At 46.6% G+C, this 21,753-nt stretch carries 20 protein-coding genes; 7 read left to right on the top strand and 13 right to left on the bottom strand.

From position 1 onward, the window contains the following. Positions 1 to 305 precede the first annotated feature (305 nt). The 7 genes from QUA25_RS17720 to rfaE2 form a co-directional block, all read right to left on the bottom strand. Positions 306 to 1,778, bottom strand: coding sequence for an MBOAT family protein (locus tag QUA25_RS17720; RefSeq protein ID WP_333040037.1), 1,473 nt, complete (start codon positions 1,776 to 1,778; stop codon positions 306 to 308). A 556-nt stretch (positions 1,779 to 2,334) separates the two neighbouring features. Continuing rightward, positions 2,335 to 3,918, bottom strand: a complete 1,584-nt coding sequence (locus QUA25_RS17715; protein WP_333040035.1) for an ATP-binding protein — start codon at positions 3,916 to 3,918, stop codon at positions 2,335 to 2,337. After that, positions 3,915 to 4,934 (bottom strand): ATP-binding SpoIIE family protein phosphatase, encoded by a 1,020-nt coding sequence (locus QUA25_RS17710; protein WP_333040034.1) that lies wholly within the window; start codon positions 4,932 to 4,934, stop codon positions 3,915 to 3,917. Before QUA25_RS17710 ends, QUA25_RS17715 begins: the two co-directional genes overlap by 4 nt. Before the next feature lie 210 nt (positions 4,935 to 5,144). Beyond that, positions 5,145 to 5,543: an anti-sigma regulatory factor gene (locus QUA25_RS17705; RefSeq protein WP_333040032.1), complete on the bottom strand. Its 399-nt coding sequence runs from the start codon at positions 5,541 to 5,543 to the stop codon at positions 5,145 to 5,147. A 264-nt stretch (positions 5,544 to 5,807) separates the two neighbouring features. Then, entirely contained in the window at positions 5,808 to 6,188 is a 381-nt protein-coding gene (locus QUA25_RS17700) for an STAS domain-containing protein (protein WP_333040030.1), read from the bottom strand. A 57-nt stretch (positions 6,189 to 6,245) separates the two neighbouring features. Beyond that, positions 6,246 to 7,115 carry an STAS domain-containing protein gene (locus QUA25_RS17695; protein WP_333040028.1) on the bottom strand — a complete coding sequence of 290 codons (870 nt, stop codon included), beginning with the start codon at positions 7,113 to 7,115 and terminating at the stop codon, positions 6,246 to 6,248. A 141-nt stretch (positions 7,116 to 7,256) separates the two neighbouring features. Continuing rightward, positions 7,257 to 7,760: a D-glycero-beta-D-manno-heptose 1-phosphate adenylyltransferase gene (gene rfaE2, locus QUA25_RS17690; protein ID WP_333040026.1), complete on the bottom strand. Its 504-nt coding sequence runs from the start codon at positions 7,758 to 7,760 to the stop codon at positions 7,257 to 7,259. A 472-nt stretch (positions 7,761 to 8,232) separates the two neighbouring features. On the opposite strand from rfaE2, the gene QUA25_RS17685 reads away from it, so the two are divergent. From QUA25_RS17685 to QUA25_RS17675, 3 genes are all read left to right on the top strand, one after another. Next, on the top strand, positions 8,233 to 8,373 hold the full coding sequence (locus QUA25_RS17685) for a hypothetical protein (protein WP_333040024.1): 141 nt from the start codon (positions 8,233 to 8,235) through the stop codon (positions 8,371 to 8,373). Positions 8,374 to 8,545: 172 nt separating this feature from the next. Further along, the gene (gene hpsJ-B / locus QUA25_RS17680) at positions 8,546 to 9,376 is read left to right on the top strand and encodes a hormogonium polysaccharide biosynthesis protein HpsJ (protein WP_333040022.1); all 831 of its coding nucleotides are present in this window, start codon (positions 8,546 to 8,548) and stop codon (positions 9,374 to 9,376) included. Positions 9,377 to 9,462: 86 nt separating this feature from the next. Continuing rightward, complete coding sequence (locus tag QUA25_RS17675) at positions 9,463 to 10,380, top strand: glycosyltransferase family 2 protein (RefSeq protein ID WP_333040020.1); 918 nt, start codon at positions 9,463 to 9,465, stop codon at positions 10,378 to 10,380. Between the two features lie 154 nt (positions 10,381 to 10,534). Here the strand turns inward: QUA25_RS17675 and QUA25_RS17670 are convergent, their stop codons facing one another. The 5 genes from QUA25_RS17670 to QUA25_RS17650 form a co-directional block, all read right to left on the bottom strand. Beyond that, positions 10,535 to 11,713 (bottom strand): ISAzo13 family transposase, encoded by a 1,179-nt coding sequence (locus QUA25_RS17670; protein WP_333040019.1) that lies wholly within the window; start codon positions 11,711 to 11,713, stop codon positions 10,535 to 10,537. Positions 11,714 to 12,241: 528 nt separating this feature from the next. Then, a complete protein-coding gene (glgB, locus tag QUA25_RS17665) occupies positions 12,242 to 14,536 on the bottom strand; it encodes a 1,4-alpha-glucan branching enzyme (protein WP_333040018.1) in 2,295 nt (764 codons plus the stop codon). 358 nt (positions 14,537 to 14,894) lie between these two features. Beyond that, positions 14,895 to 15,071, bottom strand: a complete 177-nt coding sequence (locus QUA25_RS17660; RefSeq protein ID WP_333040016.1) for a hypothetical protein — start codon at positions 15,069 to 15,071, stop codon at positions 14,895 to 14,897. Positions 15,072 to 15,185: 114 nt separating this feature from the next. Then, positions 15,186 to 15,407 (bottom strand): hypothetical protein, encoded by a 222-nt coding sequence (locus QUA25_RS17655; RefSeq protein WP_333040015.1) that lies wholly within the window; start codon positions 15,405 to 15,407, stop codon positions 15,186 to 15,188. Positions 15,408 to 15,739: 332 nt separating this feature from the next. Beyond that, positions 15,740 to 15,949 carry a serine protease gene (locus QUA25_RS17650; RefSeq protein WP_333040014.1) on the bottom strand — a complete coding sequence of 70 codons (210 nt, stop codon included), beginning with the start codon at positions 15,947 to 15,949 and terminating at the stop codon, positions 15,740 to 15,742. 337 nt (positions 15,950 to 16,286) lie between these two features. Between QUA25_RS17650 and QUA25_RS17645 the strand changes: the two genes are divergently transcribed. Then, positions 16,287 to 16,862, top strand: coding sequence for a hypothetical protein (locus QUA25_RS17645; protein WP_333040013.1), 576 nt, complete (start codon positions 16,287 to 16,289; stop codon positions 16,860 to 16,862). Positions 16,863 to 17,156: 294 nt separating this feature from the next. Next, complete coding sequence (locus QUA25_RS17640) at positions 17,157 to 19,058, top strand: penicillin-binding protein 2 (protein ID WP_333040011.1); 1,902 nt, start codon at positions 17,157 to 17,159, stop codon at positions 19,056 to 19,058. A gap of 194 nt (positions 19,059 to 19,252) precedes the next feature. Here QUA25_RS17640 and QUA25_RS17635 read toward each other — a convergent pair whose 3' ends face one another. Next, positions 19,253 to 19,870: a prepilin-type N-terminal cleavage/methylation domain-containing protein gene (locus QUA25_RS17635; RefSeq protein WP_333040009.1), complete on the bottom strand. Its 618-nt coding sequence runs from the start codon at positions 19,868 to 19,870 to the stop codon at positions 19,253 to 19,255. A gap of 545 nt (positions 19,871 to 20,415) precedes the next feature. On the opposite strand from QUA25_RS17635, the gene QUA25_RS17630 reads away from it, so the two are divergent. Then, positions 20,416 to 20,547, top strand: a complete 132-nt coding sequence (locus tag QUA25_RS17630) for a precorrin-6A/cobalt-precorrin-6A reductase (RefSeq protein ID WP_333040008.1) — start codon at positions 20,416 to 20,418, stop codon at positions 20,545 to 20,547. A 251-nt stretch (positions 20,548 to 20,798) separates the two neighbouring features. After that, a complete protein-coding gene (locus QUA25_RS17625; protein WP_333040006.1) occupies positions 20,799 to 21,578 on the top strand; it encodes a calcium-binding protein in 780 nt (259 codons plus the stop codon). Positions 21,579 to 21,753: the final 175 nt, after the last annotated feature.

Below are 21,753 nucleotides of genomic sequence, written 5' to 3'. Positions count from 1 at the left end.
GGGTGTGAGTTGTAGGGTAGCGGGCATTGATGTCAACTTAACGTTCAACCCTCAGTCCGGCAGCGGTTGAAACAAGAGCCTCAAAGCGAAACTCCTCGCTATTAGGACTAATAAGTTCTTCAGTCCTCTTTGAGAGGACTTTAGCTATGAGACAGGGAATTCATTCCCTGGCGGACTGTTGGGTGAGCGGGAGGACTGGCGAACTAAAAGCTTAAGTTGACACTAATAGGTAGCTGGGAATCACTTCGGCGCACCTCAATGTCGTCGTAGGGTGCGCTGCACCTTACGGCGAATTAAATAATACCCTAAAAATCAAAATAAATATAAGGCAAACCCCCTTCGGGAGCCAACACCCAAACCGCATACAAACAAAGCGGCACTAACACCAATTTCAGCGGCCAATTTAACTCCAATTTCAAACCCCGACTCAACGCATAATTCCCCAGCATCGCCGCAGCCAAAGCCGCCAACATCCAAGTTAAATGCACTCTTTCTAAACCCAAAGCTTCGCCATAAACTTTCTCAGCAAACTGCACGTCAGCAGTGTGTCCCCACAAATGCGAAATCGCCCATCCAGAATCCTTTAAATCTGGAAGACGGAAAAATATCCAACTACCAAAAACCATCGCCTGAGTCAACAGCCAACCGATCGCAATACCGATCGGATTTTCCCACAAAAACTCGATCCGCAACCGCTTAAACAGCACATCAGTCAGCCTGTGAACCGCCAAAGCTAAACCGTGTAAACCCCCCCACACAATAAATCCCCAAGCTGCCCCGTGCCAAATTCCCGCAATTAACATGACGATCGCCAAATTCAGACAAGTGCGCCACAAACCGACTCGCGAACCGCCCAAAGGAAAATACAAATAATTGCGTAGCCAATCGCCTAAAGTCATGTGCCAGCGTCGCCAAAAATCAGCTATGCTGGCACTAAAATAAGGAAAATCAAAATTTGGTGGCAAATACCAACCCAGCAGCAAAGCAGTACCCCGCGCCATGTCAACATAGCCACTAAAATCGAGATAAAGTTGCAGCCCGTAAGCAAAAATAGCCAGCCACAAATCCTCGCTACCCGCCCGCTGCAAGTTGGTAAAACTTAAATCGACATAAATTCCTAAGTTATCTGCGAAAAGACCTTTTTTTACTGCACCAAAGGCGATCGTCCAAAGTCCCTCAGAAATGCGATCTGGCGTCGGAAATTGCTGGGTTTTCAGTTGATAGATCAAGTTGTGATACCGAGTAATCGGGCCAGAAATCAGCTTGGGAAAAAACAGCTTGTAAGCAGCAAAGTGCAGCAGCGAAGTAGCAGCAGGCGCGCCTCGGTACACGTCAATCAAATAAGCAATGCACTCAAAGCAAAAGAAACTCAATCCCAAAGGTGCGATGACGTGACTTTTCACCCAGTCAGCCCCGTCGATAGCTAAAGGCCAATTGAACAAAGTGCCGATCGAACTCAATAAAAAAGGCACATACTTAAAGCCCAGAAGCAGCAAAACATTCAGGCAGATGCCTATCCACAGCAGCAACAAACGGCGGCGGTTCCAAGATTCATTAGCAATCCGCCAATCCAGAGGTTCCCCAATCGCCATCGCCAAGCAGTAGTTAAACAAAGCACCGACTAACAGCAGAGGAATGTACCAAATTTGCAGCGAAGCGTAAAAAATTAAACTACCCGCCAACATGATGAACAGCCGCCACCACCGCAGCGGAACCAGCCAGTAAGCCGCGAACAAAACTAACAAAAACAGGGCATATTGAAGGGAGATGAAAGTCATACCATTTTAGATTTGAGATTTTAGAATTGAGAATGGCTTATTTTGTATGGGTTTGAATTACGCGCCTACTGTTGCATTATTTTTACTAATCGAAACTTTGCTAAGAACAAGATTTATCATGGATTTTAGCCGATCGCCGACACGAAAACAGGCCCTCGGTAAGTCCCTACTATATAGTCGGCAACTGAGAACTGCTACATTTTACAGCACAAAGGTTAAATTCTGTTGCCAATTAAATAAATCTTGCCTGCTATAAATTACCTCTCTTATGAACAATATAAATTTTGGTGAAAAAATATAATTACGTTCGCAGCATCCGACTTCAGTTCTCAAAAGCTATAATTCCTGATATCGTTTCCCTTCGCATCGGAATAATATTTTGCACCGTGCAGGTCTAGCATCCCGCACAGCAAAAAAGTGATGTAACCCAAAATGTTTTGAATTCATCACGATAGCAGGTATTTGACAAGTAGTTCGATCGCATTTCAACCCTTCTCCAACCTCAAATTCGGTCAGAGTCAGTATCATAATGTCGATAAAAATTGCTGGCGGTTGCTCAAAGAGCCGCCGATCGCAAATTTGCAGCACCGTGGGTGTTTATATCGCAGTACAATGAATTTCTGCCAGCAAGTTTTTCAGCAAATACCGAAAAACTATCTTCATCCTCCCCACTCAAAACTTTGGCTGCTGAATCTGCCGCTGGCGATCGCCCGGAACCCCGCAAGCTACGAGAATTTGCGCTTGCCAGCGATATTTCATCTCCCTTAGCAGCCGACATTTCCAAAGGGTTTTCTTCCTCTCCAGGATACAGAATCGGCAGTGTGACCAAAAAAGTCGAACCAACTCCGGGTGAACTTGTGATTTCAATGCTTCCCCCTAGAAATTCCGCCAGTTTTTTGCATAGAGACAATCCCAATCCGGTGCCTCTGACGCCATTCTGCAAGGGATTTTCTATTTGGACAAATTCTTCAAAAATCCGCCTTTGGTCGCGTGGAGAAATGCCAATGCCCGTATCTGCCACTGAAAAAGTAACTGTTCCCTCCTCTCCTATTTCCGCAGCAACTCGAACTTCACCTGCTTCAGTAAATTTGAGGGCATTAGAAATCAGATTTCGCAAAATCTGAGAAACTTTTCCCTCGTCGGTGGTGAGGATTGGAAGTTCGAGAGGTTCTTCAAAAATTAGAGAAACGGCAGAGTTTTGGGGAAGCAGGGGGCGCATCATTCCTCGCAGGGCGCTGAACAAATCTTCGACTTCAAAATCAGCCAAGCGAACAGTTAGTTTTCCGGCTTCGACTTTGGCTAAATCTAACGAGTCGTTGACAAGTTCTGCGAGAGACTCAGCAGATTTGTAAATGTAATTTACTTGCTTGTCCTGTTCGTCTGAAAGTTCTCCGTCGAGGCGATTTAACAATATTTCGGAAAGGCTCATAATTGCCGTTAGCGGAGTGCGAAACTCGTGGCTCATATTGGAGAGAAAGCTGGTTTTGAGTTCGCTGGCGCGCCGGAGAGATTCGGCTTTGTCGTTCAATTCAGCGTAAAGTGCCAGGACTCCGCGATTGGTATCTTCTAGTTGTTGATTTAATTGTACGAGCTCTTCTTGACGCTGGCGGAGTTCGTCTAAAGTGCGTAGTAATTCTTGATTTTGCTGCTGAATTTCGGCATAGGGATCTTCGGGAATTTGGCGCGCTAGTTTGTCAACTAATTGATTTAGTTCGATCGCACTCAGCGCAGGCATATTTTTGGAAAACTGCTTAACTAATTGTACAGCCGTTCCCCGATCGGGCGCCGAGTCGATTTTCACTTCGTCCATCAACCGTTTAGCTGCTGCTAAACCAAGTCCCGCGCCGGTTTGCGATCGAAAATTGGGGCTTAACACAGCCGGTAAATCAGCAATTCCCGGCCCCGTGTCGGAAATCCGAGTCCGAAAAATTTGGGGCGATTCCCCTTCCACAATGAATTCTACTTTGCCACCGCCTGCATATTTGAAAGCATTGCGGGCAATTTCGGAAACTGCTGTGGCGATGCGGGTTTGTACTTGGGAATCGAATCCCAGCCCTTTAGCAATTTGGCGAGCTCTTTGGCGTACTTGTACGATGTCTTGTTCAAAGCGGACTTCCGTCGTCAGGATTGGGTAACTCACGCTGCTTCTCTCATCTTGGCTACTATAACTGTCATGTCATCGCGAGTGCGTTTGAAGTCCCGGTAGAGCACGGCTGCGATTAAAGCAGGATGCCTGGAGGCTAAACCCGGGTAGCGGTTTAAATTCCACTGCGCCGCCAAACCGTCGGAGTGCATGATGAGTAGGGACTGCTGCGACCAAGGATAGACAAATTCTGCTACTTTTCGCATCATATGTCCAACTGTGCCGTTGTAGGAAACCATGCTGCGGTTTTGGTTATCTGTGACAACTACACCGCTGATGTTGCCAATTCCGGCAAAACAAATTGTTTGTTGGGTAGGATCTATTTGGGCGATCGCCGCAGCCGCTCCTCTGGTATTTTTTAAAGCAGCGTGCGCCTTCTCTAAAATTGCTTTCGGCCCGAGTTTGGCGTTTTCTTGAAATACCCGCACTGCTTCGCGAGACGCTTCCTCTGCCAAATCCCCGTAGCCGAGCCCGTCAGCAACTAAAATCAGGTTTTTGTCAAGGTGATTTTCCGCAGCCCAGGAATCCCCGCAAATTTGCTCTCCTACTTTGGGCAAGTGGATCACCCCAAATTCCAAGTAATTGCTGTTTTGGAAGGCTTCCCGGCTATTTTGGGTCGGTTCCAGCCGCGCTAATATCGCTGTCCCGAGTTTTGGTACAGAATGAATATCAAAAAAAGTAGAGAGGCGTTTAATTGCCCCCAATCCAGTTCCAGGGCTTCCCGCTGTAGAAAAACCGTCCCGCAGACACAACGCGACATTTGCCATGCCCTGCCCCCGGTCTAGCGCTACTATTTCAATGCTATATCCTGCCGCTGTTTTGAATGTTCGCAGCAAAATTTCTCCTTCGCGGGCGTGCTTGACCACGTTTTTTGCTGCTTCGGTGGTAACAATTGCCACTTTACCGCGATCGGTATCATTAAATTCGACTTCGGCCGCCAGGGCGACTGCGATTCGCCGCGCTTCTCCGACTTGACTTTCTTCTGTTACGGGCAAGGCTACGGCATCTATCATTTTTTATCAGTTCTCATAATGAAATCCTCCATACGCCAACCCTCTCCGGGTATGGTGTGGGATTCCAAGAATCACTTCTTGGCTTTGCTGGTTACTCTTTATACCAATTTAAAAAATAATACAACTATACGCAAGCTCCAAACCCCGATCGTCCTCACTCATTCCCAATGCTTTAATCTAAAATCTCAACTCTCAAATCGTATTACTTCTTCAGCGCCAGCGGACGATCGCAATTTTAGTCCCCTTACCCACTTTGGAAACAATCTCAAATTCGTGCATCAACCGCTTGGAACCACTCAGCCCCAAACCCAAACCGTGATTAGAAGTATAACCGTCGGTCAGTGCTAATTCGATGTCTGGAATTCCCGGGCCCTTGTCTTCAAATATCAGCCTCAGCCCTTTGCGGGTTCCTAATTGCAGCGTTTCGAGAGTTACAGTTCCCCCTTTGCCGTAGTCTACAGTATTGCGGGCGAGTTCGCTGGCTGCGGTAACGATTTTCGTTTGGTCTAATAAACCGAATCCCATTGCTACAGCCCAAGCTCGCACTTGCTGCCGGACGTGGACTATATCGGATGACGATCGGATTTCTAGTGTCTCACGTTTTGACATGGCGGCTACTGTACCAAAATAGAACTTCTCCACAAAATATAGGACTTACGCTCGTCAACTTAGTTTCTCCTAATAGGACTTACGCACTTACTACGATTTTCTCTCAATAGAGAACATAGTGAAGCCATCTCAAACCCTTGATTTAACCCCCTTGAGTGCGTAAGCCCTGTCCTCAGAAATCTTTAGTTTGTCAACAAGGTATCTACAAACAAACTAGGTTGCTTGACTGCCTGTGCCTCATTTAGGGGACAATTAATCGACTGCTTACGCTTCTTGCTCGTCAGGAGAGAAACCCAAGGATTTTCTTAACAAAATCATGCCTTTTTCAACGCTTAAAGCTGTGCGAACGCCTGTCAGGGAAAGCCCTAATTCAACGAGGGTAATAGCAACCGCTGGCTGCATCCCGACCACAACTGTTTCCGCATCTAAAATTCGCGACATACTAGCGATATTGTTGATAATGCGACCGATAAAGGAATCTACTATTTCTAGGGAAGAAATTTCAATTAACACACCTTTAACGCCTGTTTTGACGATGCGGTTCGTCAGGTCATCTTGCAGGGTCATTGCTAAGCGATCGTGCATATCTACTTGAATTGTTACTAGCAGAAATTCTCCCATTTGAAGTATCGGTATTCGTTCCACCAATTCACCTACTCGTTAATTTTTACTTGAGTTCTTTCTGTCAAAAATGTAATATACTTATCTTTCCTCTTTAAGATTTTTTATGGTTAAACCTTGGCGCTGTAACGCAACTTTAAAAGCATCTGCTAAAGTAGCTTTTGTGAGAATATCCTGCAAGTCAACTCCCAAATGAACTATGGTTTGAGCTATTTGCGGGCGAATGCCACTGATGATGCACTCAGTACCCATTAAACGGGCGGCGGCTACAGTTTTTAATAAATGTTGAGCAACTAAAGTGTCAACAGTCGGCACACCTGTAATGTCTAAAATTGCAAATTCTGAGCCTGTTTCCATGATTTCCTGCAACAGAGTTTCCATGACTATTTGAGTGCGGGCACTGTCGAGAGTCCCGATCATGGGTAAAGCGAGAATGCCTTGCCAAAGTTTGACTACGGGTGTTGACAATTCGAGCATTTCTTGCTGCTGGCGTTCAATGACTTCTTCGCGAGCTTTGAGAAAAATTTCTGTCACCCAAAGGCCAAGCTGGTCTAATAAACTGGTGGAAAGCCAAAGTTGTTCGACAAGTGCGTCGCGGTTTTCTGTCAGTTCATGACAAAGCCGATCGAACAATGGCTTTTTGAAGCATAAAATGAAACTCGCTATCTCTGAGGGAGTAAAGCCTCTCTGAACGCGCGATCGCGAAACTTCTGCTAGCAGCACCCGCATATTTTCCCATTCGGGTGTCTGGATGTCGCTAAAGTTACCGTTCCCGACTGCAATATGGAGCAATTGCAGGAACTCTTGACACTCGGAGCGCAATTCTTTGGCTCTCATCAAGTCGTCCCGCCGCAGCCCGGTATTTTGCAGTTCTTTGAGCCAGTCTGCTAGTAACTCTGCTTTGTGTCTTTGTAGGATTTCCGCGATCGTGTTATTGCTTGTGAGTTCCATTAAAATTATCTCCTGCTTAGCAATTGGGATGAAGTTGTACGAGCGATTCCCTACGGGATAGCTTCGCCGCGCGTACCAAGCGTGTTTTTTGATGGGGCAACTTCTGAGTTTAGCTCACTGTTTGCTGTTTGCGATCAAGGGTTAAGTACCTAATTGTAAAATGCGTTTGACGATCGCACTGGTAGAACTCGGAACTTCTATTTCGATCAAGGAAATCTTGCCACCTCCGGCGATAACGGCCGGTGCTTCCGGCAGAGTTTCGACTTGATAGTCGCCTCCTTTAACGTATATATCAGGCTTCAGGATATTTATCAGTTTAGTTGCTGTAATCTCGGAAAAAATTACTACGGCGTCTACTGGTTTGAGAGCGGCTAACACTTCGGCTCGCTGATTTTCCGGTACGATCGGGCGGGCTGGCAATCCCGGCTGCTGCGGTTTGATAGCTTGCACGCTGGCGTCGCTATTCAATCCCACCACGAGCGATCGCCCCAAATTTTTTGCCGCCTGCAAATAGCGGACGTGGCCGCAGTGCAGGATATCGAAGCAGCCGTTAGTAAACACGATCGGACGCCACTTGTCCGGATCGGATGCGATCGATCTTTCAAGTTCTCTCAAAGTGTAAACATCAGAAATCATTGCAGTCATTACCACCCAATTTAAACAGCGATCAAAATTATCCTACCAAAAAATGTGATCTTTGCACTTTCGATATTAAAAAATCAATCATTCAATATCCTACTCATTAATATTTATCTATAACTAAATATTAATAACTAAATGGTAACTTTTAACCCAGAATGGATAAGGAAAAACTACCGAGGGCGAAGCAGATATGCAAAACATAATTCCTCCGTCACAAACAGGTACTCGTCTATCGGTGACTGCCGTATCCTGCTGTTGGTAACTGGAGGTTAAAAAGGTTGGTAAACAATTATTTATTCCCGCCCTCTCTTATATCAATTACTATAAGACAAGGGATTTAGTTCCACCGCCTCGGGCAGGCGCTCGGGTAGTGAGAACCCTAGGGGGTGAAACCCAGCGAAACGCGCTCCTCCTGTGTCTATTATTTCTGACACCGCCGCGCGAGCGAAAGCTAGTTAAAAGCTGGAACCTAAGCGTGCAGAGCTCATCTTTACGCTGGATTCGCCAGACTATAGAAGAAGCCAGCAGTTGCTTGCAGCAGTTTCTGGGCGCTATCTTGACCAAGCCTTACAGCCATCCCAGAAGCGCGCAGCCTCCTGTGTCCAACTCTATATAGCTGTGCAGAAACTCGACCTTTTGGGTCGCAACCGCAGCTTGTGAAAACCCATAGGAAAGTCGAGGTCGGTACCCGAAGCAGCTATTTTGGTGGAAAATAGCTTAACTCCTTGAACAAAATCCACTCAACTACCCCATTGAATCTAACGGTGTAGAATTATCTAACACGAATTATGAAAGCAAGTAATAGCCGTCAATTTTCTTCAGTAGCTGCTCGAACTCTAAAAGTAGTTGGGATTATCTTGATTCTCTCTGCTTTGCTTGACTGCATTGTTCTGTCGCTGCCGGGAGAAACTTCAGACCTTCTCAATCGAGGCTGGCAGTTGACTGCTGCAACTCAGATAGTTGACAAGGGCATTATTCCTTTGATCGGTATCGCCCTCCTGATGACTGGTTTTTGGGTTGACAGCAGCAGTGGAGTCTCTATTGAGCGACGCAACGTTTGGCTGGACTTGCGATTCTGGGCGCTGTTGATTTCCAGCTTGTTAGGTCTAGTTTACCTATCTCTGGTTCCCGTTCACCTCAACAATACTCGTTTGGAACTCAAGGATGCTCTGGCTCAAGTCGATCAAGAAGCGGGACAAGCGGAAGGTCAACTTGAGGCACAACTTAAAAGCCCTCAATTTAAAGCTCAGGTAGAACAGCTCAAAAGCCAGCGTCGCAGCCAGATAGGGGCGCTGCTGGAAGACGACGGGAAGCTGCAACAAGCACTCAAGAGTCCAGAGGTTCCCAAGGAATTGAAAGCTGTGCTTCAGGAGTCGAAAAATGACCCGAAAGCCCTCGACAAGTTCCTGGAACAGCAAGCTCAATCACTTCCCACTCAAGCTCGTAATGAGATTCGCACCCGCAAGCAACAAAAAGAGAAAGAGTTAAGAACTCGATCGAGAAATTCGAGTTTGCAGACGGGAATCACGAGTTTGCTTTTAGCGATCGGCTACATTACTGTTGGTTGGACGGGATTGAGAAGCATGGGAATTCTGCGGTTCGGCCGCCGCAAAAATTGACCAGCGCTGGCAGGGATAGCGCTGGTCGAGACATCCCTGAGAAATAGTTTGTTTACCCAATAGTTTGCCCTTACTGAAAGCTGGGAATGTTCTCAATTTATATTCTGACTTACAACGAAGAGATTGATATCGCCGCTTGCATTGAATCGGCGCTGCTTTGTGACGATATCATTGTAGTTGATTCTTTCAGCACCGATCGCACCCTTGAGATTGTTCAGAACTATGCCGTGCAAACAGTGCAGCACCGCTTTGAAACTCACGGACGCCAGCGGACTTGGATGCTCCAAGAAGTCCCGTGCAAGTACGAATGGGTTTATATCCTCGAAGCTGACGAGCGGATGACGCCTGCACTGTTTGCTGAATGCTTAAAGGCGATCGAAAGTCAAGAATATATCGGCTATTACGTAGCTGAAAAAGTAATATTTATGGAGCGCTGGATTCGCCGCAGCACTCAATATCCCCGCTATCAAATGCGTCTCTTTCGCAAAGATCGAGTGTGGTTTACTGACTACGGTCACACGGAACGGGAAGTCTGCAACGGGCCTACTCACTTTTTGAAGGAAACTTACCCTCACTATACTTGCAGCAAAGGTCTTTCCCGCTGGATTGAAAAGCACAACCGCTACTCGACTGACGAGGCGGCTGAAACTCTCCGTCAATTAGAAGCGGGTCAAGTAAATTGGTGGGATTTATTGTTTGGCGCGTCGGAGGTGGAAAGGCGCCGCGCTTTGAAAGATTTTTCTTTGCGCTTGCCTTTGCGGCCTGTGGTGCGCTTTTTCTATATGTATATTTTACTGGGCGGATTTCTTGACGGCCAAGCGGGATTGGCTTGGTGCACGCTGCAAGCTTTTTATGAATATCTAATTTTGCTGAAAGTTTGGGAAATGAAGCATCTACCACTGCCAACTTTAGAGGTAGCAGCCGAACAATCTATTTCGGAAGTAGTAACAGTTGAACCGTCTAAAGTTTCTTATAATCTTGGGGCTTCCGATACTCGAAATTAAAAATTGGGCATTAAAAATTGGGCATCAAAAATTGGCATTGGTAATTAATACCACTTAAAAAAGAACATGATTTACGCACTTACCTGGATGACAACCCCCTCAGAACATAGATATAATTAAGAACATAGGAATGAAAAATAAATAACTTAATCAATTACTCAGGTTGAGGTACGGCTCGATAATTCCATTTGGGCAAATATTCATCAAAAACAATTTGCATAGTATTTTTGAAATTATCAGCTACCTTTCGGCCAGTTTCATAAACTTTATTAAGGATATTTACAGCTACAGATAGTCCCGTTTTAGTTTGAGTTTTTTCTACGAGAGCTTTGACTAATTCTAAACTTGTAAAAATTACTCCTTGACAAGCCCTGGTAATATGAGGAAAAAGTCTATGTTCTATGGGATTATATTTAGATGTATAAGGAGGGTAATGAGCAATTCTGATCTCAATTCCTATTTCATTAACTAATTTCTGCAAATCTTCTTTGAAAATATAATGATTAGCATTATTACTGCCTCCACCATCACATTTAGCTAAGATAGAATTAGCGTTAGGGTAGGTGGCTTTACCATAATTATTCCACCAGTTTTTTAAAGACTCACACGCAAACTCACTGGTATCTTTACTGTTTCCTAATGTTATATATCCTCGGTTTTGTTGAGAATCATAAACCCCATGCGGAATCACTTTCCCGTGACCTAAACTCCAAAAATCATGATCGAAAGTAGTCACAGGTTCCTTTGTATAGAGAGTTCCCGGACGATACAAATTTCCTAAAACTTCTTTCTTTTTGGTATCAAAACGTCGGATAGGATTGCTTGCTTCTCTATACTCTGTATCTAGTCTCGCAATATTTTTAAATTGAGCGTCCCGATTTTTGTTGCTTCCTATTGTTTGCTTTTTTTGGGCTTTTCGTTTCACATATCCATGCTTTTTTAATAGCTTTGCGACTAAGGGTAAACTAATGGTAAAACCTGCTGCTTTTAGTCCAGAAGCTATTTCTTTCTGCGTCAAATTAGTCCATTTGATTAACTCATTCATTGGGTCTCCGGCTGTGTGGTTTTTTAAAACTTCTAAAAATGCTGCGTCAATGCCAATTTGAGTAGACAGAATACTTTTTCTTCCCCCTCCTTTCTTTCTGATCCTGGAATTATTTAGTGTCTCTGAGTCCATTTTTTCTAAATCTTCCAATCCCTTGATGATGGTATTTCGGCTGCAGCCCAAAAGTTGCGTTACATAGCTAATTCCACCCCATCCTAATTTTTGAGATTCTATAGCTGCATACCTTCTTTTATCCTTTTCTGATAAGGATTTATAAAAATTTTTCATTTCTGACTCAATTGAATTAGGATAAAACATGGATTCAAACGCCAATTAGAGTAGTTGAGGAGAAAAATCCGTTGTGAGTTAATCTCGGTTTTGGGGAAAATTGCCATAAGCGCACTTTTTTCATTATAACCGATAACTCATCAACTTATTTATTTTTCATTCCATAGCCATGATACACATTAGAAAAAATGGTAGTTTATTGCGCCTAATTATCATTGATTCGGCTTGGCACAATTGGAGGATGATTCTTGTGGGGAGTATGGGTTAAGCGTCCCGCCTGCTGTGAAAATACACGCCTTCGGGAGCATGGGCAAACCTACAAAAAAATCAAAATCGTCCCCCTATTATGCAACGCTCCGCCATCAGTAGGTCTTTTGACGGGTTGATAACCCCGTCCAGATATTCATCACAACAACAAAACAAAAAAAACCCGATTTCTTGGAGAAACCGGGTTTCTGAATACCCTCAAATTTTTAGGTTTAATCAAGTTTTGATTCTTCTTAACTCAAAACTCTCACGACTCACAATTTAAAACTCTTGAGATTTTGCTGTTGTTTTTGCCCGATCGAGCTTTAAAATCAACACACCCAAAGGCGGCAAACACAAGTCGATCGAATAAGCACTGTTGTGGAACCACCACTCCTCAGTCCATTTGCCCCCCAAATTCCCCATATTGCTGCCGCCGTATTCCCGCGCGTCGCTGTTAAACAACTCCGTATAGAAACCTGGTTCCGGCACTCCTACGCGATAGTGAGAGTGCGGCTGGGGCGTAAAATTGCACACCGTCACCACAAACTCGTCCCCATCCTTCTCTCGGCGCACAAATGCCACGACACTGTGTCGATTGTCGCTGCAATCAATCCACTCAAACCCATCCTCAGCAAAATCTTGACTGTAAAGTGCCCTTTCGCTGCGGTACAAATTGTTCAAATCTTTAAAAAACAGCTTCAACTTTTGGTGCGGCTCGAATTGCAGCAACTGCCACTGCAAATCTCCCCAAACGTTCCACTCGTGCCACTGGCCGAACTCCATGCCCATAAAGATCGTTTTCTTTCCGGGATGAGTAAACATAAAAGTAAACAAACACCGCACGTTTGCAAACTTTTGCCATTCGTCCCCTGGCATTTTCCCGATGATGTGAGCCTTGCCGTGCACTACTTCATCGTGGGACAAAGCCAGCATGAAATTCTCGCTGTGGTTGTACCACATACTGAAAGTTATGTTGTTCTGGTGGAACTGGCGGAACCACGGGTCCATGTGGTAATAGTCGAGCATATCGTGCATCCAACCCATGTTCCACTTCAGGTTGAAGCCCAAACCCCCTACATACGTCGGCCAAGATACCATCGGCCAAGAGGTAGATTCTTCGGCGATCGACAGCACCCCTGGGAAATAGCTAAAAATGACGTGATTCGCCTGTCGCAGAAAATCGGCCGCCTCGATATTTTCCCGACCCCCGTACTGGTTGGTCAGCCATTCTCCAGGTTCGCGGCAGTAATCCAAATAAAGCATCGAGGCTACGGCATCTACGCGAATCCCGTCGATGTGGTACTTGTCAAACCAGAACAGAGCGTTTGATACTAGGAAATTCCGCACTTCGTTGCGGCCGTAGTTAAAGACTAGGGTTCCCCACTCTTTGTGTTCGCCCTTGCGGGAGTCGGCGTGTTCGTACAAGTGAGTTCCATCAAAGAAAGCCAAGCCGTGGCCGTCTTTGGGGAAATGTCCCGGTACCCAGTCCACGAGTACGCCAATGCCGTTGGCGTGGCACTGGTCAACAAAATACATGAAATCTTCAGGTTTGCCGTAGCGGGAAGTTGGGGCGAAATACCCGGTGACTTGATAGCCCCAAGAACCGTCGAAAGGATGTTCCGCGATGGGCAGCATTTCGATGTGAGTGAATCCCAAATCTTTGACGTAGGGTATCAGCCGATCGGCCAATTCCCGGTAAGTCAGAAAGCGCGCCCCGGGATTGAGTTCCGAAACTTGCACTGGGGGTTCTATTTCCCCATTTGGTAGCACGGCGGGTTCGTCAGTAGCGGCGTGCAGCCAAGAACCGATGTGGCATTCGTAAACCGAAACCGGCTGCGTCAGTTGGTCCGTGTGCCGCCGCTTTTCGATCCAAGCGCTGTCGTTCCAAGTGTAGGTGTCTAAGTCCGTGACAATTGATGCTGTTTTTGGCCGCACTTCTTGCTGGAAACCATAAGGATCGGACTTTTCGTAGGGATGTCCGTCTTGGTTTTTCACTTCGTATTTGTAGGAAGTTCCCACGGATAGTCCCGGAATAAATAATTCCCAGATGCCGTTTTGCGATTTCCGCATTTGATGTTTGCGGCCGTCCCAATAGTTGAAATCTCCTAAAACTGATACATTTCGGGCATTCGGGGCCCAAACGGCAAAATATACTCCTGTGATCCCCCCTACCTCGGTGAGGTGCGCCCCGAGTTTTTCATAAATGCGGTGGTGATTTCCTTCTGAGAATAGGTGCTGGTCGAATTCTGTGAGTTTGGGCGATCGAAAGGCGTACGGATCGTAGATGAAGCGCTCGTGTTCCCCTTCTTTGACCCGCAATTGATAGTTTGCTAGTTCTGGGGTGTCGATCGTACATTCAAAAAAGTGAGGGTGATGCTCTGATTTCATCAGGTATTCGGCCCTGGCCTCCGGCAAAACTACGGATACCGCATCCGCATTCGGCAGATAAGCTCGGACGACCCATACTTTTTTGCCATTTTCTTCGATCGCGTGAGGGCCTAGCACTTCAAATGGATCGTGGTGCTGATTCCAAACAATGCGGTCAATCTGTTCAAAGGGGACGGTCGCGGGCATAAAACTACTTACCTCAATCTTTTAACTAAATGGCTTTCAAAACCTAGAGCGGCGCTGCACTTTACATTTCGATACATTTTTGATCGCTGATCCTACCACTGATTAGCATAATTTTGCCTGCAGCAGATCCAGCCGTTCCCTTGCACACACAGCAGGCGGTTGCCTTGCCGGTGGCCTAGCTGGGGTTTTACTGCTAACATCTAAGTATAGAAATATTAAAACAAATTGAAAAATTTATATTTTTTCCAAAATATCCTTGACTTTTTATTAAAATGTGATATACCACTTTTTTAAACTATTGTCGATTTGCCGCTGCCGCAGGGTCCAGCAGAGTAAGTGTTGGGGAGGAGTTAATAGTTTACCTGGAATTTTCAGGCAGGGACGATCGCCCGATCGGTAGAATTTCACCTCCCGGAGGCTGGGTTTCCCCACAAAGTCGGTGAATTTGGGCAATAAGCTCAAACAGCGAAGGATTCTCAACTCGGTATTGAGGAATCCAAGCTAAAGGACTCAGCATGGCGACAGCAGCAAGCAATATCTGCCCTGTTCAAGGCATCGCCTACCAAACTAGCACCATCCTACCAGCGACGGTGCAATAGGTTTAAAGCAGCACTCAGGCGCCACTGGAGCGAGTTCTGCCGAGGCAGGGTTAATACCGAACTGGCGCGGCGCCAATTGAATCACTTAACTGACTCAAAACAGACGGGTTGATTTGCTTGCCCGCACCGGCGCGAAACTCGTAGTCAACAAATCGAGTAGCAATGCCGATGCTTTCATCGAGCCAGTCTTCGAGCATCCAAGCCTCAGCTTGCTTTTTTCTCGTCTGTGGGAACAGCGGCGGGGAAGGAAAGCGAGACTCGATCAAGTGCAAAATTTTCGTCGAGTCTGCGAGATCCTCCGGTTAATATTCAGTTGAGGCAGCAGCACTGGCAATTTCCTCAAACATCCTGTCACAGGCTTGAGTTTCAAAACGTGCAGGCCGGGAGTCAAATTTTATAGTTGAAAGGGAATGCTCTTGTAACGCAGCGAATCAGCGGACTTTGCTGCGGTAACGGGACGTACTGAACTTTAGTAGTACAAGCATCAGACAATCACTACCACCCAACTTGAGACCTAGACCGATGAGATGAAAAAATGCGAGGAGCGAACCATTTTTCACCCCGAGGCTAGGCTCGTTGGGCACCGACTCCGGCAGAACCCTAATTAGGGCTTTTTAGGAGTAGGGGCAGGGCTAGTAGTTGGAGTGGCCTTTGGAGATGCAGAAGAAGCAGGGGGAGTAGTAGTAGTGCCAGTGCTGCCAGGACCGCCCGGAGAGGGGCTAGGGGAGCTGGGGCTGGTGGTATCTCCTCCGCAGGCGCCGAGGGCTACTGCCAAGCCCACTACCAAAGTCAAACGAATTAATCCCTTGTTCATAAAAACTCCTTAACATTGAAAACCCATCGCAAGGAAGGGAATAGTGTACTTGAGAAACAATGCTGGCACGAATAGCTCAACGATTCGCTCGTTGATTACAATACTGCATTTATTCATAAATTTCACATAGATTATCGCTAACCAGCAAAGATTTCTTTTTTTTGGCAAATCCTGAAGTCAAAGAGACCAGTGGTAGGATGGGTTGGTTGGCTTGTGAGGTATCTTTGGTAAGGATAACCGATCGAACGCAGATGGCCACCACTGGCGATCTAGGAGACAAAAAACTCTTAACCTCAATCAAGCTGAAGCTACCCCACTTTACGTATTGGTGAACTCTATGACCGCTGCTATCAGATCCCCCGATTCTCCCCGCTCCCGATCGACCCGCAAGCCCGCTGCTGGCGCAGCCAAAAGCAAAGTTACTTCTATTGCCCGAGCTAGGCGGGCGAAGACAGGACCGGTATTGCCCAACTACTCGCCAGCCGACGAACAGGCTCAGGCTCGATCGTCCTCATCGGTGATCAAAGTCCTGCCCAATCGCCAGCAGCAGCCACTGTGGTTGCGATCGCTCCTGCAGGCACAGCGCGCCTCCTCAGTGGTAGCAGTTATGCTTTTGGGCGGTGCTCTGAGTCTCTACGGCTTGACTGTTTACGGCGAGCAGCGCTGGAGTCAGGAGTATCAAAAACTGGAAACTCTGCGCCTCCGGGAACAGCAATTGAGTGCTTCTAGCGAAGTCTTGAAACACCAACTGGCTAAAGAAGCCCAAAATCCCGAAACCGGTTTGGCTCCGCAGAATCCTGGGGACACGATTTTCTTGCAGCCGGCCCCTGAAACTCGATCGCCCGTCGCGGCACCAAATTCTGAACCCGCTCTCAAGAAGGGAGCCGGTGTGGAAACACCGCTGGGCTATTAAACCTGTGTCAAAGCGGAGAGCGCCCGAGGGCCTGAGTGTCCGAGGGCCTGAGAATTGGAGGCTCTAATTTCCTTTTTGACTTTTTTGCAAGTCGCGATCGATTTTCTGCTTCCAACCGGAAGTTACAGATTAAAAATAATTAAGACCACTTCAAAAAACAGAATCCAACTCTAGGTGTGATGCCAACCCTGATAGGGACTGCTCATTCCCAAGTTGTAAATTTTATATTTTAAGATTTAAGTTATAAATTATAAATTCTAAAACGCTCTAACTTGCTATTGAATTTTTAATGCCATGAGCTACGACCCCCGTTTTGACCGCTACAGATCGCCGAATTTCAAACGCACAAAACAGGAGGGCGATCGCACTGGGTGGGAAAAACCAGCCAAACCTAAATCTTCGGGCAGTTTCGGCCGATCGCCACAACAGACGGCTGCATCTTGGGGGCGACCGGTGGAGCGTTTAAAGCGCAGCAAGTTCCGTTTGTGGGCCGTGTGGGCGGTGTTGATGCTGGGGGGGCTGGGGCTGGCTGTGAATTTGTTTTATTTGCAGGTGACGCGAGCTCCGGCGCTGCGTAAACAGGCCGAGCAGCAGCAAACTCTCAAAACGAAGCCGTTTGTACCGAGACGCCCGATAATTGACCGCGCAGGAAATGTTTTGGCGATCGACAGACAGGTGTACACACTCTACGCTCACCCGAAGTTGTTTAACCACTCGAAGGCGGAAATTGCTGCTAAATTGGCTCCGATGCTGGCGATCGATCTGAGTCCGGGAACTACGTCGGAAACTGAATTGATACGCAGGTTTAATCTTGCTGAAAGCGGTATTACAATTGCGGAATCTCTGCCTCAAGAGGTTGCCGATCGCGTCGCTCAGATCCAAATTAAAGAGAGTCTGGTCGATGGCTTGGAGTTGCTGCGGCAGCAGCAGCGTTTTTACCCGCAGCAGGAGTTGGCGGCGGATATCCTCGGTTATGTGGACGGGGAACGGAAGGGACAAGCCGGGGTGGAATACAGCCAGCAGAATTTGTTGGAACGATCGATGCCGTCGATTCAGTTTAGCAGGTCGAGCAATGGGAATTGGGTTCCCGATCGGCTGACGGCCGGATTTGTGCAGCTTGATGACTTGAAATTGCAATTGACGATCGACACTCGCTTGCAGCGGGCTGCCCGAACTGCGCTTAAGGAAAAAATGAAGCAACACGATGCGAAGCGGGGCACAGTGATTGTGATGGATGCCCGTAACGGGGAATTGCTGTCAGTTGTAGCGGAACCTTCTTATGACCCGAATCAATATTTTAATTTCGATTTGTCGCGCTATAAAAATTGGGCTGTAACTGATGTTTATGAGCCTGGTTCGACTTTTAAAGCGATTAATGTGGCGATCGCTCTGGAAGCGGGTGCGGTGAAACCTAATACTGTGTTTAAGGACGAAGGTCGAATTTACATGGATGGCTGGACTATCCAAAATTCCGATTACAAATTCGTAGGCGCGCGCGGCCCTTCGACTGTTACTGAGATTTTGAAACATTCTAGCAATGTGGGGATGGTGCACGTAATGAGAAGTATGAAAGCTTCTCTTTACTATCAAGCTTTAGAAAAACTCGGCCTCGGACAAACTGCGGGAACTGATTTGCCTTTTGAAGTAACCAGTCAGCTTAAAAATCGAGAGCAATTTATTAACTCTCCGGTGGAAGTTGCTACTACCGCCTTTGGGCAAGGTTTTTCGATTACTCCGATGCAGTTGGTGCAGCTTAACGGCGCTTTGGCTAACGGTGGCAAGTTGGTGACTCCTCACGTTGTGCGAGGACTTTTTGATAGGGACGGTGAAGCTTATTGGAAGCTTCCGAGGCCGGTTCCTAAGCAGGTTTTTTCGCCGGAAACTACTAAGCAGGTGTTAGAAATGATGGAAACTGTGGTTGATGGTGGTACGGGGAAAGCTGCACAAATTCCTGGGTATCGGATTGCTGGAAAAACGGGTACGGCTCAAAAAGCTAATGCTGGTGGGGGTTATTCTGACAAGGCGATTATTACTAGCTTTGTGGGGATAATGCCTGTGGAGGCTCCTCGGTATGTGGTTTTGGCGGTGATTGATGAGCCGAAGGATGGTTCGGGGGGTACGGTGGCGGCGCCGATTGTGGAGTCGGTGATGGAGGCGCTGATTTCTATTGAGAAGATTGCGCCGAGTAAGAAGTAGTTGATTATATCTGAGATGTTGCGTCAGGAATTGACCTCGAAGATAAGCATGCACAACAAGGCTATTGAGGGCACGGCAATGCCGTTTCCCTACCCCAAAATAATTGAGCGCGCGATCGGATCTAACGATCGACAACAAGGCTATTGAGGCGGCGGTAATGCCGTTTCCCTACTCCAAAATAATTTATCGCTCTGTTAGTAACAATATCTTTTGTCTTGAGCTGTGGGCTGTCTTTTGGAGGTGCGTTTATGTCCTAAAAGAGTGGAGATGATGATGCAGCGTTGGCTGTTTCTTAAGTTGGGATGATATAGTGTTAGGGTTCCTTTGGCTCTTATACTCGTTAGCGTGCAGTCGTGGTCGCTTCGAGATACGGGGCAACCTCTGTGGTTGAACATGACGCGCCGGATTGGGCCGTTTGCTTTTTGCTCGTTGCTTTCATTTACTTGGAGCACTGTTGTTTCATCTGTATCTATTTGAATTTGCGGTTCTAGGTTTTCCCATTGACTGGCTGCTACTTGGCCGGGGGAGATGTCGGCTGGGTGAACTGCTATTTGTACATTTTCTCCTACTTGTTTGAAGCTGGCTTGCCATGAAATTTTGTCGCGTTTTGCGTTGCTGTGGGCAAGTTCCATTGCCCAATAAGCTCGATCGAGCGATAGCTTTAAACGGTGGTTGTTGATAAACATTAGCCAAGAGGGGGCGACGATCGCACTAAATATTCCTATGATTAAAATAATTATCAATAGCTCAATCATTGTAAAACCTGCAGCAGGTGTAGTGGCTCTGCCTTTGAGCGTTTTATTTATTGACACGTAGATGCACTCCCTGATATTTAGCTAGCCTAAAAAACAGCTAGGAGGTGATAATTTTTATTGGGTATATTTTAACTGTTGGGTTTGGTGAGTGTGTAGATCGGTATTTACTGAAAATTTATGCAAATTTAAAAAAGCGGGTAAGAAAACGGCAGTCAGGAAACGGTAGTGCGATTTCCCTACAGCAATTTTGTCGATTGCCCGATCGCACGGATCGGATGTAACGATCGCCGGATTTGTAGGGAAACCGCACTACCGTGCCCTGCTTTCGGGTAATATCGTTTTCCCTGACCAGGCAGGAATTTCAAAGGTGGTACCCGCCACGTGATTTATCCGTGGAATCAATCCCAAATCTCAAATCTCAAATCCTCAAGAAAGAGCATTTATCCGTGGGGTCGTCTCTAAAATCTCAAATCTCAAATCTCAAATCGATTGACGCACCCTACATTAGTGACTATTTGGTTTTTGATGCGGGCGATCGAGCCTCCTGCACTAAATACTCCTCTACCTAACGGTAAATTGTTATTAGCAAGGAGCCTTTGACATTGGAATACGAGCGGCAATTACTATTAAAATACCAGCTTGATATAATTGTTAGTAAAAACAGCGGGGTATCTGCTACTTATGCTAAAGTTGTTGCGGCTAGAAAACTGGGAATTCCGGTGGTGATGGTGTAGCGCCCGCAGATTCCCGATGTTGAGCAGGTTGCTGATGTGGAAGGAGCGCTTTATTGGCTCATTCAGCAGTTGAGTTCCCTAAAATGAGTGTCACTCAAACAAGCGACTGGTCGAAAAATTTTAAAATAGTTAAAGTAGATATAAGTGATTAAGGGAGAGCGATCGCCCTCTGAGATTTTGCCATCCCACTTCGAGGGAAATTTCGCTCGCACGATTTGCGCTCGCGACTAGCAATTGAAGGAACTAAAACAATGGTTATCACTGGAACAGAAGCAGCAGACAGCTTGAAAGGAACCACAGAATATGATGTCATCTACGGCTTAGCAGGGGATGATTCTCTGGTAGGCTTGGGCGGAAACGACTTTCTGTACGGTGGCGAAGATGACGATACACTCTATGGCGGTTTTGGCAACGACCAACTATTTGGTGAAAATGGCGATGACTTCCTCGACGGCGGCTATGGATACGACCAATTAAATGGGGGTAGCGGTAACGACGAACTGCGGGGCGGGTATGCGGATGACATCCTAATTGGAGGTAGCGGAAACGATAAATTAGACGGCGAGTTTGGAGATGATTTTCTCATCGGCGGCACGGAAAATGATTCTCTTTACGGCGGCGATGGAAACGACATCCTAACTGATAGTGGCGTAGGTCGCGATGGCAGCGACTATTTAGACGGCGGTACCGGAAATGACCGAATAATTGCTTACGGTTACGGGGCGGAAATTGATGCAGATACGCTGATTGGCGGGACAGGATTGGATACCTTCGTTCTCGGCGCGCCCGGTCAGGCTTTCTACAATGTTGGCGGCGATGCTGACTACGCATTAATTACTGATTATCTGCCCTTTGCCGACACAATTCAACTGCAAGGAAGTGCGTCTGACTACCTTTTAGATGGCTCTCCGATTCAGGGAATTTCTGGCACTGCTATTTACCGCGAAGAAAATTCAAATTACGAACTAATTGCCGTTTTGCAGGACAGATTTTTAACTCAGAGCGCTCTAGGTTTGTTCACTTATGTCTAGGCGACACTTCTCAAAAATAAGTGCTCGGTGGTAGGCGGAAGAGACTCAGCATCTAACCTAAAACCTAAAACCTAGATAGAGTGCTATCCAGTCCCCCCCTGCTCATTTGTGACAAGTTAAGAAAAAGTGCAAATTGTCAAGGGGGTAGACCAAAAAAGGTAAAATAGGATGAAAC

This window comes from Microcoleus sp. Pol17C6, from assembly GCF_036701145.1.
In the GTDB taxonomy this organism is placed as follows: Bacteria; Cyanobacteriota; Cyanobacteriia; order Cyanobacteriales; family Microcoleaceae; genus Microcoleus.
This window is presented reverse-complemented; position numbering and strand designations above follow the sequence as displayed.